The organism is Pseudoduganella sp. jia 12 (assembly GCF_055502675.1).
In genome coordinates, this window is sequence record NZ_JBUXKP010000007.1 from 76,221 (window position 1) to 89,372 (window position 13,152).

Annotated in this window: 13 protein-coding genes; 5 read left to right on the forward strand and 8 right to left on the reverse strand. The window is 64.9% G+C overall.

Annotated features, from left to right (window positions below; all coding sequences use genetic code 11):
• Positions 1–54 precede the first annotated feature (54 nt).
• Positions 55–1,302: a glutamate carboxypeptidase gene (locus tag ACY65G_RS16690; protein WP_464998447.1), complete on the reverse strand. Its 1,248-nt coding sequence runs from the start codon at positions 1,300–1,302 to the stop codon at positions 55–57.
• A gap of 555 nt (positions 1,303–1,857) precedes the next feature.
• Between ACY65G_RS16690 and ACY65G_RS16695 the strand changes: the two genes are divergently transcribed.
• Together ACY65G_RS16695 and ACY65G_RS16700 are read left to right on the forward strand one after the other, a co-directional pair.
• Positions 1,858–2,556, forward strand: a complete 699-nt coding sequence (locus tag ACY65G_RS16695) for an SDR family oxidoreductase (RefSeq protein ID WP_464998707.1) — start codon at positions 1,858–1,860, stop codon at positions 2,554–2,556.
• A 17-nt stretch (positions 2,557–2,573) separates the two neighbouring features.
• Complete coding sequence (locus ACY65G_RS16700; RefSeq protein ID WP_464998448.1) at positions 2,574–2,732, forward strand: DUF2256 domain-containing protein; 159 nt, start codon at positions 2,574–2,576, stop codon at positions 2,730–2,732.
• A gap of 78 nt (positions 2,733–2,810) precedes the next feature.
• Here ACY65G_RS16700 and ACY65G_RS16705 read toward each other — a convergent pair whose 3' ends face one another.
• The 5 genes from ACY65G_RS16705 to ACY65G_RS16725 form a co-directional block, all read right to left on the reverse strand.
• On the reverse strand, positions 2,811–4,340 hold the full coding sequence (locus tag ACY65G_RS16705; RefSeq protein ID WP_464998449.1) for a carboxylesterase/lipase family protein: 1,530 nt from the start codon (positions 4,338–4,340) through the stop codon (positions 2,811–2,813).
• A 132-nt stretch (positions 4,341–4,472) separates the two neighbouring features.
• A complete protein-coding gene (locus tag ACY65G_RS16710; RefSeq protein WP_464998450.1) occupies positions 4,473–5,426 on the reverse strand; it encodes an MYG1 family protein in 954 nt (317 codons plus the stop codon).
• A 108-nt stretch (positions 5,427–5,534) separates the two neighbouring features.
• A complete protein-coding gene (locus tag ACY65G_RS16715; RefSeq protein ID WP_464998451.1) occupies positions 5,535–5,963 on the reverse strand; it encodes a YgiW/YdeI family stress tolerance OB fold protein in 429 nt (142 codons plus the stop codon).
• Between the two features lie 81 nt (positions 5,964–6,044).
• Positions 6,045–7,400, reverse strand: a complete 1,356-nt coding sequence (locus ACY65G_RS16720) for an ATP-binding protein (RefSeq protein ID WP_464998452.1) — start codon at positions 7,398–7,400, stop codon at positions 6,045–6,047.
• Positions 7,390–8,055, reverse strand: a complete 666-nt coding sequence (locus ACY65G_RS16725; protein ID WP_464998453.1) for a response regulator — start codon at positions 8,053–8,055, stop codon at positions 7,390–7,392. The genes ACY65G_RS16720 and ACY65G_RS16725 overlap by 11 nt, the downstream gene beginning before the upstream one ends.
• A gap of 323 nt (positions 8,056–8,378) precedes the next feature.
• On the opposite strand from ACY65G_RS16725, the gene ACY65G_RS16730 reads away from it, so the two are divergent.
• The 3 genes from ACY65G_RS16730 to ACY65G_RS16740 are packed head-to-tail and all read left to right on the forward strand — an operon-like array spanning position 8,379 to position 11,362.
• Positions 8,379–9,149 carry an aldolase/citrate lyase family protein gene (locus ACY65G_RS16730; protein ID WP_464998454.1) on the forward strand — a complete coding sequence of 257 codons (771 nt, stop codon included), beginning with the start codon at positions 8,379–8,381 and terminating at the stop codon, positions 9,147–9,149.
• Between the two features lie 39 nt (positions 9,150–9,188).
• On the forward strand, positions 9,189–10,085 hold the full coding sequence (glxR, locus tag ACY65G_RS16735; protein ID WP_464998455.1) for a 2-hydroxy-3-oxopropionate reductase: 897 nt from the start codon (positions 9,189–9,191) through the stop codon (positions 10,083–10,085).
• Positions 10,082–11,362 (forward strand): glycerate kinase type-2 family protein, encoded by a 1,281-nt coding sequence (locus ACY65G_RS16740; protein ID WP_464998456.1) that lies wholly within the window; start codon positions 10,082–10,084, stop codon positions 11,360–11,362. The genes glxR and ACY65G_RS16740 overlap by 4 nt, the downstream gene beginning before the upstream one ends.
• A gap of 109 nt (positions 11,363–11,471) precedes the next feature.
• On the opposite strand, the gene ACY65G_RS16745 is transcribed toward ACY65G_RS16740, so the two are convergent.
• Together ACY65G_RS16745 and ACY65G_RS16750 are read right to left on the reverse strand one after the other, a co-directional pair.
• On the reverse strand, positions 11,472–12,773 hold the full coding sequence (locus ACY65G_RS16745) for a GGDEF domain-containing protein (RefSeq protein ID WP_464998457.1): 1,302 nt from the start codon (positions 12,771–12,773) through the stop codon (positions 11,472–11,474).
• A 91-nt stretch (positions 12,774–12,864) separates the two neighbouring features.
• The gene (locus tag ACY65G_RS16750; RefSeq protein ID WP_464998458.1) at positions 12,865–13,074 is read right to left on the reverse strand and encodes a hypervirulence associated TUDOR domain-containing protein; all 210 of its coding nucleotides are present in this window, start codon (positions 13,072–13,074) and stop codon (positions 12,865–12,867) included.
• Between the last annotated feature and the right edge of the window lie 78 nt (positions 13,075–13,152).

A 13,152-nucleotide genomic window follows, 5' to 3' on the forward strand; every position in this document is an offset into this window, starting at 1 on the left:
GATTAGTGTCGAACAGAACGCCAACCCCTGTAGGTTGGCGTTTTGCTTTTCAGCCTACGGCTTGGCGGCCAGTTCCATGATCATGCGAACCAGCAGGTAGAGACGCGGCGGAATACTCTTGATCTCTGCGTACTCTTCATCGGTGTGGATGCCACCGCCGACGATGCCGAAGCCGTCAATGGTGGGCACGCCTAGTGCTGCCGAGTAATTCGCGTCGGCAGCACCGCCCGAGCCTTCAAGACGGAGGGTCATGCCCAGTTCCGCGTACACCGCCTGCGCCCGTGCGGCCAGCGCGTCCGTGCGCGGATTGACCGGCATCGGCGCCATGCCGCGCATGAGGCTGGTTGTTACCTCGGTTCCGGCGATCAGCTTTTTCGCGGCGATGCGCGCCATCTCTTTCTCGACGCGATCGAATTCGTCGGCCTGGGTAGCCCGCATGTCGCCCTGGACCCGGGCGGCCTCCGGGATAACGTTGGCACGGTCGCCGGCCTTGAATACCGTGAAGTTCACTGTGGTCTGCTTGGCAGGATCGCCGAGAGCCGCCATTTGCAACATCTGGTGGGCTGCCTCCATGGCCGCATTTCGGCCCGCTTCCGGCGCCACGCCCGCATGGGACGCCTTGCCTTTGACGTCGATGGCCAGGTCAGCCGATCCTTTGCGCCAGACGACTACCCCATCGGCGGCGCGGCCCGGCTCCATGCTCAGTACGACATCGTGCTGCCTGGCAAGCGACTCGATCAGGCTGCGCGAGCCTTTGGAAAAAGTCTCTTCATTGGTGTTGACGAACAAGGTGACGCGTGCAAAGTTGTTGAATTTCGTTTGCTGCAAAATTCGAATCGCCTGCAGCGCTATGGCAATGCCGCCCTTGTCGTCCATGACGCCGGGGCCATACGCACGGTCGCCCTGGACGCGGAATGGACGCGCCGTGGCCGTTCCGTCTGCAAACACGGTGTCCATATGGGTCATCAGGAGAATCTTCGCCCTGCCGGTTCCTTTGAAAGTGGCGACAATATTCTTCCCTACCGCCGGCGCTGCCGCAGCCGAGAATTCCACCTGCATGCCGAGTTTGCGCGCCTCTTCCGCAATGAGGCCGCCTACCCGATCGAGCCCTTTTTCATTGGATGTGCCCGAATCAATATTGACAAGCTTTTCCATCAGGCCCAGGACCGCCGGCGTGGATTGCATGGCATGTTCCTGCACTTGTTTGTCAATGGGCCCGGCCGCCCATGCGTATCCTTGCAGGAGGAGCGTCACCGCCATTCCGCCTTGCAAGATGAACTTGCCGATTCGTAAGGTTTGCATGGGATGCCCTGCTGATGGGATACCCCAGTATCCGGCATTACCCGGCTTTGTCAATACATCAATGTGGGCGAAAGCGCTACTTGCGCTGACACCGCCACACGCCTTGCGCTGTCGAACCCAGTGACTGGCGCAGAGGATTGAAAATCCTTGTTTCGGTAGTTCGATTCCGCAGTACGTGTTGCGACAGTAGGACGGTCTTGTCTCAGGGCGATTGAACGGATTCAGCTTTGCATGCCGAAGGCGTTCCGTTTTCTGGTTCGCCTGCTCGGTGGCAGCGCTCAACGGATAGACCTGGCCGAGACAAATACCTTGCCCGCACTATCCGCGTATTGCAGGCTTGCTGCCATGGAAGCCCCCTCAAGGTGAACCTTGTTTCCATATCAGGCAATTCCCCATGGCGCAAAAAGAGGCTGGTGAATCAAGAAACAACCCCATGCCGTGACACGGGATATGATCCAAGGCACCAGGCGACTACTCGGGCGCGCGTTGTCGACGCGCAACGATGCGCAGAATGGTGTCTTCCCGAACCGATCACGACGGAGCATCGACATCATGATGACCAGCCTTCCCGACCAATTCCATGCCCTGGTCATTGGCGCCTCGGGCACGATCGGCACGGCATTCGTCGATCTGCTCAGGGATTCGCTACGCTGCGCATCGGTGGATGGCATGCACCGCCACTCGACACCGCCCATCGATTTCGCCGACGAACACAGCGTCGCCGAGGCGGCGCGGATTCTTGGCAACGGCGGCCGGCGTTACCACCTCATCATCAATGCGGCAGGCCTGCTGCACACCGAAGCATTCATGCCGGAGAAGCGGCTGGCCGACCTGAACTACCTGCAGATGCAGGCAACGTTCCAGGCAAATACCTTCGGCCCCGCGCTGGTACTGCGCCATTTCGCGCCGCTGCTGGCGGGCGAGCGCGCCATCATGGCCCTGCTGTCGGCAAAGGTGGGCAGCATCGGCGACAACCGGCTGGGCGGGTGGTACAGCTATCGTGCCTCCAAGGCTGCCCTCAACATGCTCGTCAGGACAGCCGCCATCGAAGTCGCCCGCAACCAGAAGAACAGCGTGCTGGTGGCACTGCACCCGGGCACCGTCAACTCGCGCCTGTCGCAACCCTTTCGTGGCGAGACCATTGGGCGACAGGCACGGGACGCCGCCACCGACATGCTGCGGGTCCTCGACACGCTGACGCCGGCCGACAGCGGCTCCTTCCGGTCGTACAACGGCGCGGAACTGCCCTGGTAAGCGAGCGGACAGCTGCCATGAAGATGCGCAAGAAATCCGAGCTCCCGTCCAAGCTGTGCGCCCATTGCCAGCTTCCCTTCAGCTGGCGCAAGAAGTGGGAGCGCGACTGGGACCAAGTCAAGTACTGTTCGGAGCGCTGCCGCCGGGCCAGCCGGCCGGCGACGGAAAAGCACTGAAAACAGGGGTGCGAGATCCTTGTGGGCCAGCTGCCTGTGCAGGCTGACCGGCAATCCATCGATGCTCTGTCATCAGGATCAAGGTTCGCGCCGCGAAAAAAGCGAAAAGTCCGGCAGGGCCATGTCTCCAATTCCGCCGATGCGCAATATCGTGCCGTTGCTTCCATCGAACGCCGGCCACGCCGGCAAGCCATCCACATCCGGCTTGCCCGTGCGGGCAAACGCCACCCACGTCTTCGCCAGCCGCGCCGCCAGTTGCCGGTCGGCCGCCGTCCAGCCGCGCACATCGAGGTGCAAATTGTCGAACACATACTGGATTTCCGCCCCGTGCCCTGCCCCGCAGCCATAACCGCATGGTGTGGCCGGCTCCGCGGGGCGGTGGGCAAAGAAGTAGGCATACGATGGCGACCGGCCATGCTTCGCCTGCAGCCCCGCCCAATGCACCATGCGCCAGCCCCACCAGTCGTTGGTCAGCCGGTCGATCGATGCCCTGGCCTGCGTATCGGTGGTGCCGGGATAGGCGGCCAGCACGGCGGCCGGGGGTGGATGGCCCAGCAGCTTCGTCATCAGGTCGCGATGGCTGGCGACGGTGAACCTGTCCGTGCCGAGGATCTCGGGTGCCAGGTCCTTGCCTTCCTCGGCGTTCCAGCCGACCAGCAGCGGCACGTCGTTCTGGCGCTGCCCGCGGTAGGTCGTGGTGAGGTCTTCGCGCAGCAGGTGGCCGTCGACGAACGTGCGCGGCAGCCAGGCCGGCTTCTGCAACGCTTCGGCGCTCATGGCGCGCAGGCCGGCGAGGTTGTTCGCGCCGGCGGCTGTGGCAAACGCCTTTCCCTTCGCTTCGGCGGTAGCCAGGTTGTCGAAGCGGTGCTTCTCGCGCGCATCCATCGGCAGGCCGTCGTTGCCGCTCTGGGCGATGGCGCGCTGGAACAGCCCTTTTGCCAGCGGCGATGCAACGAGGATCGCGACCGATTCTCCGCCCGCCGATTCGCCCATGATCGTCACGCGTTGCGGGTCGCCGCCAAAGGCGGCGATATTGTCCTTCACCCAGCGCAGCGCGGCGACCTGGTCGAGGATGCCCTGGTTGCCGGATGCCCGGTCCGGCGATTCGGCTGTCAGTTCCGGGTGCGCGAAGAAGCCGAGGATGCCGAGCCGGTAGTTGACCGTGACGACGACGGCGCCGTGTTTCGCCAGGTTGCTCCCGTCATACAGGGGCTGCCCAGCCGTGCCGCCGTAGAACCCGCCGCCATGCAGCCAGACAAGGACCGGCAGCTTCTCCGCGCGGTCGGGCGCCCATACGTTCAGGTACAGGCAATCCTCGCTCTTCGGGTGCGTGATCCATTCCGCGGCCTGGGCGCACGCGGCGGAAAAGCTGCGCGTTTGCCGCGTGCCCTGCCATGGCACGACAGGTTGCGGCGCGCTCCAGCGAAGGTTGCCGACAGGCGGTGCCGCGAAAGGAATGCCCAGCCACGACTTCATGTCGCCGGCTTGCGCGCCGGCGATGTCGCCACCAGTGACTTTCACCAGGGCGGCCGGTTGCGCAGCATGGGCCGCGGTGGGCCAAAGGATGGACAGGCATGCCGCGGCCAGCGGGATCGCGCGAAATCGCATCGGGGTCGTTCCTCCATGTGAACTTGGCCGGCGGATGCGCGGCGGTGAGGAATGCTACCCCGCTTTATTTATCGACAATAGAACAAATTCGGCGACTTTCCATGTGGTGTTCCAGCGGCCGGGGCGACAGCCCTATCGGCCGCCGCCATCGACCGCCTCCAGTGCCAGCAGCGCCATCGCATGCGCCCCTTCGAACGACCTGGCGGCGGCGATGAAGCGGCCGTTATGGCAGAACGTGGCATCGGGCACGCCGGTGACGGTCGCCAGCTCGGCATCGCGCAGCCCCGCCCACGAAGCCGGCAGGTCGGCCCGCGCCGTGAAGTTTTCCGGGCTGACCGGCACGGTGTGCAGCATGTAGCGGTTTTCGGCGATGCTGTGGCTGAGGACGAATAGCACCTTCGGCATTTCCTTGCGCACCACCTGGGTCCAGGGCAGCGCGCTGTTGCGCAGGAAAAGCAGCCGGCCGTTTTGCAGCACTTCCGAATCGCGCACCTGGTCCAGTGCGAGCAAGGCGCCGACGCGGTACTTGACGGCGTTGACGAGGATATCGGTCAACAGGGCCATCGCGCGCCGGAACTGCTCCAGCCGATAGGTATCGGCCGCGCCATCGTAGCCCAGCCTTTGTTCGTCGAGCCAGTTGGGATTGAAACCGGAGATCACCGCCGAGAGCCCGTAACCACCCGGCGCGTTCTTTGCCGCGCCCACATCGGACAGGTCGAGGTACTGCACGATGTCGGCATCGATCGCGTAGGCGATCTCGCGCGCCGTATCGTCCGGCAGGCGATGCCCCATGTGGGCACTTGCCAGCGCGCTCACGCAACGGGCGCCGTATTCGCGCCATACCAGGCCCGCGCTCGCATACGGCACGCCGCTCTGCCGGGCACCGTCGAAGCCTTTCTGGTGGTGGTCGAAGCGGCCGGTGGCCGGGTGCCAGATGCCGCCGACGTCGACCGCGAAATCGGCCGCCTCGATGACGGCCGGGTCGCGCGTGCGGATCAGTTCCGAATCCGGGAACAGGACAAAGAGGACGGCGGTGGCCCACGCGTCGTCCGCGTGGAATTTGCCGTTGTGGGTGACGATCACCATGGGTATCTCCGGTAGCGTGGCCGCACCGGTGCGGCCTTTCCTGGAATGATACCGGGTCGGCGCCCCCGCCCGTGCCGGGCAGGGGCATGGCGGCTAATTTGCCGGCGCTTACTTGCCGACGACCTTCATCTGGTCGACATCGAACTTCGATTCGCCGATCAGGTCCTTGTCGAACTCGCCGTACAGTTCCACCTCGGTGGTGTGGTCGACCTTCACGCCGGCCGGGAAGCGCTTGTCGTCGATTTCCACGGTGATCTTGCCGCTGGCGTCGGCGAACTCGTATTCCTCGTCGCCCTTGTGGCTCAGCAGCTTGCCTTTCAGGCGCGCTTTCTGGTCGTCCTTGCCGTTGGCGAGCAAGTCCTTCGCCGTCATCAGCGGCACGTTCGACGGGCCGGTATAGCCGCCCGGCGCAGCCTTGGCGGTCGTGGCCGGCGCCGCGGCGGCGGACGGACCGGAATAGCCGCCCGTCTGGGCGACGGCAACAGCGGATGCAGCCAGGACGGCGGTCATGCAGGAGAGTTGGATGAAGCGTTTCATGGTGGATCCTCCGATTGGTTGATGGAGCCGCCGTTCGCGGCGGGCATGGACGCATTACACCGGGCGGACATGAACCGAATCTTAAGATGCCGGCAAATCCAGCGTCGCACCCAAGCCGCGCCCATCCAGGCCTGGCCCGAATGCCAGCGAACCGCCATGCAGCTCGGCGATCCGCCGCACGATCGACAGCCCCAGGCCGCTGCCGCCCTGCCCTTGCCCCAGCACGCGGAAAAAGCGTTCCGACAGGCGCTGGCGGCTGGCTTCGTCGACGCCCGGGCCATCGTCGCGGACGGTCACGCGCGCATGCCCGCCGGCACCGGAGGCATCGACTTCGATCCGGCTGCCGTCCGGGCAATAGCGCAGCGCGTTGTCGACCAGGTTGCGCAGCGCGATCTCGATCATTTGCGGGTTCGCCTCCAGCGCCTCCAGCTCGCAGCGCACGGTGAGCGCGATATTGCGCCGTTGCGCTGCCTGCGCATGCGTGGCGCGCACCCGTTCCAGCAGCGGCGCCAGCGCCACGCGCTCGCGCACCAGCTGTTCGCGCGATAGCGGATCCATGCGGGCCAGCGCGAGCAGGCTGTCCACCAGCGCCGTCACGCGGCCGATATCGTCGCGCAGCTTGCGAAACGGAACGGCGAGGCCGGGGTGCTGGCGCTGCAGCAGTTGCACGTGCATGTGCAGGCCAGCGAGCGGCGTGCGCAGTTCGTGCGCGGCATCGGCCGTGAAGCGGCGTTCGGCCTGCAACGCCGCGTCCAGCCGCGCCAGCACGCCGTTCAGCGCCTGCACGATCGGCAACAGTTCGCGCGGCTGGCCGGCGAGCGGCACCTGCGCCAGGTCGTCCGGCGTCTTGGCCGCGATGGCCGAGGCGGTGCGCCGCAACGGCTGCAGCACGCGGCCCGTGAGCAGCCAGCACACCAGTGCCAGCAGTGCCAGGAACCCCAGCACGGGCAGCCACAGGTGGTCGGCCAGTTCTTCCAGGATGTCGTAACGCTTGGAATGCTTCTGCCCCACCTGCACCTCGACATTGCGGGCCGCATCGCGCACCACGAACACCCGCCAGCGGCGTTCCGCCAGCTCGACGTCGGCAAAGCCGTCGTCGTCGTCGAAGGCGGCCACGAATGGCTGTGCCGGCGCGCCGCCGGTGCGCTGGATCACGCGGCCGGCAACGATGACCTGGTACTGCATGTCCACCTTGCGGTCCTGCGCGCTGCCCGCCCGCGCCTGCACCAGCAGGCCGCGCTCGTCCCAGTCGGTCGTGGCGGCCATCAGCATGTAGCCGGATTCCTCCAGCGCATCGTCGAACACGTCGTTGGTTTCCTGCCAGGCGATCACGGTGACGATGCCCAGGCTGGCCAGCCACAGCACGGTGCTGGCCGCGACGATCGCCGCCAGCAGGCGCCGCCGCAGCGACCACGGTTGCGGGGCGTCAGCCGCCATCGTTCTTCAGGCGATAGCCGAGGCCCCGCACGGTCACGATGCTGTCGCTGCCCAGCTTCTTGCGCAGGTTGTGGATGTAGACCTCGATCGCGTTGCTTTCCACTTCGTCGCCCCAGCCATACAGCGTTTCCTCGATCTGCGCGCGAGTGACGATGCTGTTCTTGCGCAGCAGCAGCGCATACAGCACGTGGTATTCGCGCGCCGTGAGCGCGACCGGCTGACCCGCCAGCGTGGCTTGCCGGCTGTCGAGGTTCAGCGCGATGTCGCCGTGGACCAGCGCGTTGCTGACCTGGTCCGCGCCGCGGCGCACCGCGGCACGGATGCGGGCCGACATCTCCTCCAGTTCGAACGGCTTGACGAGGTAATCGTCGGCCCCCAGGTCCAGCCCTTCCACCCGGTCGGCCAGCGCGTTGAAAGCGGTGATCAGGATAACCGGCACACGGTTACCGGCAGCGCGCAGGCTTGCCAGCAGCGCATCGCCGGTCAGGCCCGGCAGGCCGCGGTCGAGCAGCACGCAATCGTAGCGGTGCGTCATCAGCGCCGTTTGCGCCGAATCGCCGCGCTGGACCCAGTCGACGGCGTGCTGGTCCATGCGCAGCCATGCCTGGATGGTGTCGCCAAGGGAAGTATCGTCTTCGACCAGCAGGATGCGCATGATGGACCGGGCAGGAAGTAGGAAAAGCGTTGCGAGTATGCCGAAAGTGCCTACTCTGCGGCGGCTTCGTGAAGCGGATCTTAAGACATAAAAAGCAGACCCGGACATTGCGACAAATCAAATTATCGAAAAAATAAGTTGTATGACGTCGTACAAATACATGATATCTTGTGGTCGGTATTGCATTTATACATCAGCACCGATAGCTAAAAAATTCGTTAGTCTTTGTTTCTTAAGTATCTTATGTCTTATAGAGGACTCACTGCGGCAATCGAATTGCATGATAGTCGTATGATGTCATACAACAATTTATGGAGATAAACATGAATGTCCCCATCAACCCGTTCAAGCAGGCGCTGCGCAATCGCCAGATGCAACTGGGCCTGTGGTCCGGCCTGTCGAGTCACGTGACTGTCGAGGTGCTGGCCAATGCCGGCTTCGACTGGCTGTTGATCGATACCGAGCATTCGCCCAACGAATTGCCCATGGTGCACTCGCAATTGCAGGCAATCACGCGCGGCGCCACGCATCCGATCGTGCGCCCCACGTGGAACGACACGGTGGTCATCAAGCGCCTGCTCGACATCGGCGCGCAGACGCTCCTGATCCCGTTCGTGGAAAACGCGGACGAAGCGCGCAATGCCGTGGCGGCCACCCGCTACCCTCCGCTGGGCGTGCGCGGCTATGCCGCCGCGGCCCGCGCCTCGGACTTTGGCCGCATCAAGGACTACCCGCACGCCTGCGAAGAACAGTTGTGCGTGCTGCTGCAGGTGGAAACACCCACCGCGCTGGCCAATATCGAAGCCATCGCCGCGGTGGACGGCGTGGACGGCATCTTCATCGGCCCCGGCGACCTGGCGGCCAGCATGGGCCATATCGGCCAGATCGGCCATCCGGACGTGGTGGCCGCGATCGACGACGCGCTGGCCCGCATCCGCGCCACCGGCGTACCGGCCGGCATCCTGGCATCCGACGAGAAGCTGGCGCGCCGCTGGATCGCACAGGGCGTGGATTTCATCGCCGTGGGCAGCGACACGGGCTTGCTGGCGCGCGGCGCCGAGCAGCTGGCTGCCAAGTTCAAGAACGTTGCCTGACAATTTTTGCCGAACATTTCAATACGAAGGAAGAGAACCATGAGCAAAATCGGATTCATTGGCCTGGGAATCATGGGCACGCCGATGGCGGGCCACCTGCTGCGCGGCGGCCATGAGCTGTTCGTGCACGACGTAAAGCCGATCCCAGCCGAACTGCTGGAAGCCGGCGCGCAGTTGCGCGGCTCGGGCCGCGAAGTGGCCGAGCAGGCCGAGATCGTGATCGTGATGGTGCCGGATACGCCGCACGTAGCTGCCGTGCTGTTCGACGAGAACGGCGTGGCCCAGGGCCTGTCGGCCGGCAAGGTGGTGGTCGACATGAGCTCGATCTCGCCGATCGAAACGAAGCAGTTCGCGGCCCGCATCAATGCCCTCGACTGCGACTACCTCGATGCGCCAGTGTCGGGCGGCGAAGTGGGTGCGCGCGCTGGCAGCCTGACGATCATGGTGGGCGGCACGCCTGAAGCATTTTCCAGGGTTAAACCGTTGTTCGAACTGATGGGCAAGAACATCACGCTGGTGGGCGGCAATGGCGACGGCCAGACCACCAAGGTGGCCAACCAGATCATCGTGGCGCTGAACATCGAGGCGGTGGGCGAGGCGCTGCTGTTCGCGTCGCGCATGGGTGCCGATGCCGGCAAGGTGCGCGAGGCGCTGATGGGCGGCTTTGCCGCCTCCCGCGTGCTGGAAGTGCATGGCGACCGGATGGTCAAGCGCACGTTCGATCCGGGCTTCCGCATCGAGCTGCACCAGAAGGACCTGAACCTGGCGCTGTCCAGCGCACGCCAGCTGGGCCTCGCGCTGCCCAACACCGCCACGGCGCAACAGCTGTTCAGCACCTGCGCTGCCCACGGCGGCAAGGCCTGGGACCATTCGGCGCTGGTGCGCGCGCTGGAAACGATGGCCAATTTCCAGATCGGCGACACGGTAAAAGAATGACGCGGGCGCCATCGACAGGACACCCTCGCGTGTTGCTGCGCGCGATGTTCGATGCGGCGGTGGCGGCGGCGCAGCCGGCGCTTTGCCTGCCGCCGCACCTGCCGCCACCGCCACGCGGACGCACGCTGGTGATCGGCGCGGGCAAGGCGTCCGCCGAGATGGCGCGTGTGCTGGAGCGGCACTGGCAGGGCGCGCTCACCGGCCTGGTCGTCACGCGCTACGGCTATGCCGTGCCGTGCGAGCGCATCGAGATCGTGGAAGCGGCGCACCCCGTACCGGATGAGGCAGGGCTTGGCGCCGCACGGCGCATGCTGGACTTCGTGGCGGATCTCACCGCCGACGACCTGGTGATCTGCCTGATCTCGGGTGGCGGCTCCTCGCTGCTGCCGCTGCCGGCCGAAGGGCTCACGCTGGCAGACAAGCAGCGCCTGAACAGCGCGCTGCTGGCCAGCGGCGCCACGATCAGCGAGATGAACTGCGTGCGGCGCCACCTCTCGGGCATCAAGGGCGGCCGGCTGGCGGCGGCATGCCACCCGGCGCGCGTGCTCACGCTGCTCATTTCCGACGTGCCGGGGGACGACCCGGTCGACATCGCCAGCGGCCCGACCTGCGCCGATGCGACCACCTGCGAGGACGCGCTGGCCGTGCTGCACCGCCACGGCATCGACGTGCCGCCCCACGTGCGCGCCGTACTGGAAAGCGGCCGGGGCGAATCCGTGAAACCGGGCGATCCGCGCCTGGCTGGCAACGAGATCCGCTTCATCGCCACGCCGCAGATGGCACTGGAAGCCGCCGCCGCGGTGGCCGCCGATGCGGGGGTGCCGGCGCATATCCTGGGCGACGGCATCGAAGGCGAGGCGCGCGAAGTGGGCATCGTGCTGGCGGGGATCACGCGGCAGGTGGCCGCGCGCGGCCAGCCGTTCGCGCCGCCGTGCATCCTGCTGTCCGGCGGCGAAACCACGGTAACGGTGCGCGGCACCGGCCGCGGCGGGCGTAACGTTGAATTCCTGCTGTCGCTCGCGGTGGCCCTGAACGGGCTCGAAGGCGTGCATGCGATGGCCTGCGATACCGACGGCGTGGACGGACAGGAGGAGATCGCCGGCGCCTATGCCGGCCCGGCAACACTGGACCGCGCCCGGCAACTGGGTATCCGCCCGCGCGACAGCCTGGCCAACAACGATGGTCACGGCTTTTTCGGCGCGCTGGACGATGCGGTGGTGTGCGGCCCCACGCTCACCAACGTCAACGACTTCCGGGCGATCTTCGTGGAAGGTTAGTAACCTCCAGTAGCCGCCAACACAGGCCGCAGGACAAGGCGCATCGTCGAAGACAGTACTTTAGTACGGCGAGACGAATGCAACGCAGTCATGTGGCTTGTGTTGGTGGCTAAGTGCGGATCTGGTTGCGCCCGGCCTGTTTGGCTTCATACAGCATGGCATCGGCGCGCAGGAACAGTTCGTTGCCCGTCTTGTATTGCGGATAGGCCGCCACCCCGCCGCTGAACGAGAAGTGGCGCACCGTGCCGGGCGTGACCTCGAACGGGATCGCGCCGAACGCCTGGCGCATCGCATCGAGCCTGCGTGCGCCCTCTTCGAGCGAACAGTCCCAGAACACCACGACGAATTCCTCGCCGCCGAAGCGGCTCAGCAAATCGTGTTCGCCCACGTGCGACGACAATGCGAGCGACAGCCGCTTGATGACGATATCGCCGAAGTAGTGGCCCCACGTGTCGTTGATGGTCTTGAATTTGTCGATGTCGACGACGCCGAGCGCCAGCGGGCGCCCTTCCCGGCCGGCGTTGCAGATCAGCTCCTGCGTCTTCTTTTGCAGGCCCACCTTGTTCAGCAGGCCCGTGGCGCGGTCCTTGCCGATCAGGTCCTTGCTGACGCGGATCTTGTTGGCGCGGTTGACCAGCTGCGTCGTCAGCAGGTCGCGGCTGATCAGCGGAATGATGCCGTCGAAGCCGCTGGCCAGCGCGTTGCGGGTCAGGTCCACGTCGATCCTTCGCTGCAGCATCATGATCTCGCGCACCGGATCGGCCTCGATGTTCTTCTTCAGCACGCGCACGATCGCTTCCGTGCGTTCGTATTCCGTCTCGAAGATCATCACCATGTCCGGCTGGAGTTCCTTCACGCGCAGGTGCAGCGTATGGGGATCGTCGTAGCGGATCAGCTCCACGCGCTGTGCCAGCAGCGCCGCCTCGTCCAGGTGCGTTGCGTCGCCCAGGAACATGAGGCGCACCAGGTCGCCGCGCTTCTTTTGCACGAACAGGTTGAACAGCTTGTCGACCAGCACGTCGTTGGCGATCGGCTTTTCCGCATAGGCCAGGCAGTCGCTGTCCACGAGGCGCTGCTGCAGCAGGAAGCGCCCACCCTGGCGTGCCGACTGCAGGTAGACATAGCTGTGGCCACCCGGCAGCCGCGCCAGCAATTCGCCCAGCAGCAGCGTCTTGCGGGAGGACTGCATATCGGCCTGCATGTTATGCAGTGCATCGAGATCGATCACGAACAGGCTGTTGTCGCCGCTGGCCTCGACGGCCTGCGCGAAATCGCTCACTTCACTGAAGAAAGCGATGTCGAAATCGTATTTATGCGCATGCAGCAGCAGCTCGGCCTTGTTGTCCTTGATGAAGAAGCTCTGCGTCAGCAGCAGTGCGTGGTTTTTGTAGAGCGGCGCTTCGGTGGTCATGTTCCGTGGTGTGCCTCGTGATCGATAAGCATCACCTTACACAAGAACCGCCCGTCTGGTCGCAAAAATCGGCCGCCGCGTCCACACTTTTTCAGGCTTTCTTCAGCGCGCTGCCTTTATGCGCCGCCTCGGCCCCGGTTTTGTCGCTGACGACGAGATACTCGGGGTTGTCCTTCGACGCGGCCACGTGGTGGCCCTTGATGTCGGTGGGCGAAGTGAGTTTCTTCTTGATGGTTCCATGCACGGTGCCTTGCGATGAATGCCATTGCACCTTGTCGCCCGCCTTGAAATCGTCTGCCATGATGAAATCCTCCAGTTTGCACACGACAGGCATTTGACCATGGATTGTCACGCGTTTCTCGCACGTTTCTCGCACGTT

Coding starts and splice junctions, on each gene's coding strand:
- ACY65G_RS16690 (WP_464998447.1), bottom strand. CDS start 1,302: ATGCAAACCTTACGAATCGGCAAGTTCATCTTGCAAGGCGGAATGGCG.
- ACY65G_RS16695 (WP_464998707.1), top strand. CDS start 1,858: ATGACCAGCCTTCCCGACCAATTCCATGCCCTGGTCATTGGCGCCTCG.
- ACY65G_RS16700 (WP_464998448.1), top strand. CDS start 2,574: ATGAAGATGCGCAAGAAATCCGAGCTCCCGTCCAAGCTGTGCGCCCAT.
- ACY65G_RS16705 (WP_464998449.1), bottom strand. CDS start 4,340: ATGCGATTTCGCGCGATCCCGCTGGCCGCGGCATGCCTGTCCATCCTT.
- ACY65G_RS16710 (WP_464998450.1), bottom strand. CDS start 5,426: ATGGTGATCGTCACCCACAACGGCAAATTCCACGCGGACGACGCGTGG.
- ACY65G_RS16715 (WP_464998451.1), bottom strand. CDS start 5,963: ATGAAACGCTTCATCCAACTCTCCTGCATGACCGCCGTCCTGGCTGCA.
- ACY65G_RS16720 (WP_464998452.1), bottom strand. CDS start 7,400: ATGGCGGCTGACGCCCCGCAACCGTGGTCGCTGCGGCGGCGCCTGCTG.
- ACY65G_RS16725 (WP_464998453.1), bottom strand. CDS start 8,055: ATGCGCATCCTGCTGGTCGAAGACGATACTTCCCTTGGCGACACCATC.
- ACY65G_RS16730 (WP_464998454.1), top strand. CDS start 8,379: ATGAATGTCCCCATCAACCCGTTCAAGCAGGCGCTGCGCAATCGCCAG.
- glxR (WP_464998455.1), top strand. CDS start 9,189: ATGAGCAAAATCGGATTCATTGGCCTGGGAATCATGGGCACGCCGATG.
- ACY65G_RS16740 (WP_464998456.1), top strand. CDS start 10,082: ATGACGCGGGCGCCATCGACAGGACACCCTCGCGTGTTGCTGCGCGCG.
- ACY65G_RS16745 (WP_464998457.1), bottom strand. CDS start 12,773: ATGACCACCGAAGCGCCGCTCTACAAAAACCACGCACTGCTGCTGACG.
- ACY65G_RS16750 (WP_464998458.1), bottom strand. CDS start 13,074: ATGGCAGACGATTTCAAGGCGGGCGACAAGGTGCAATGGCATTCATCG.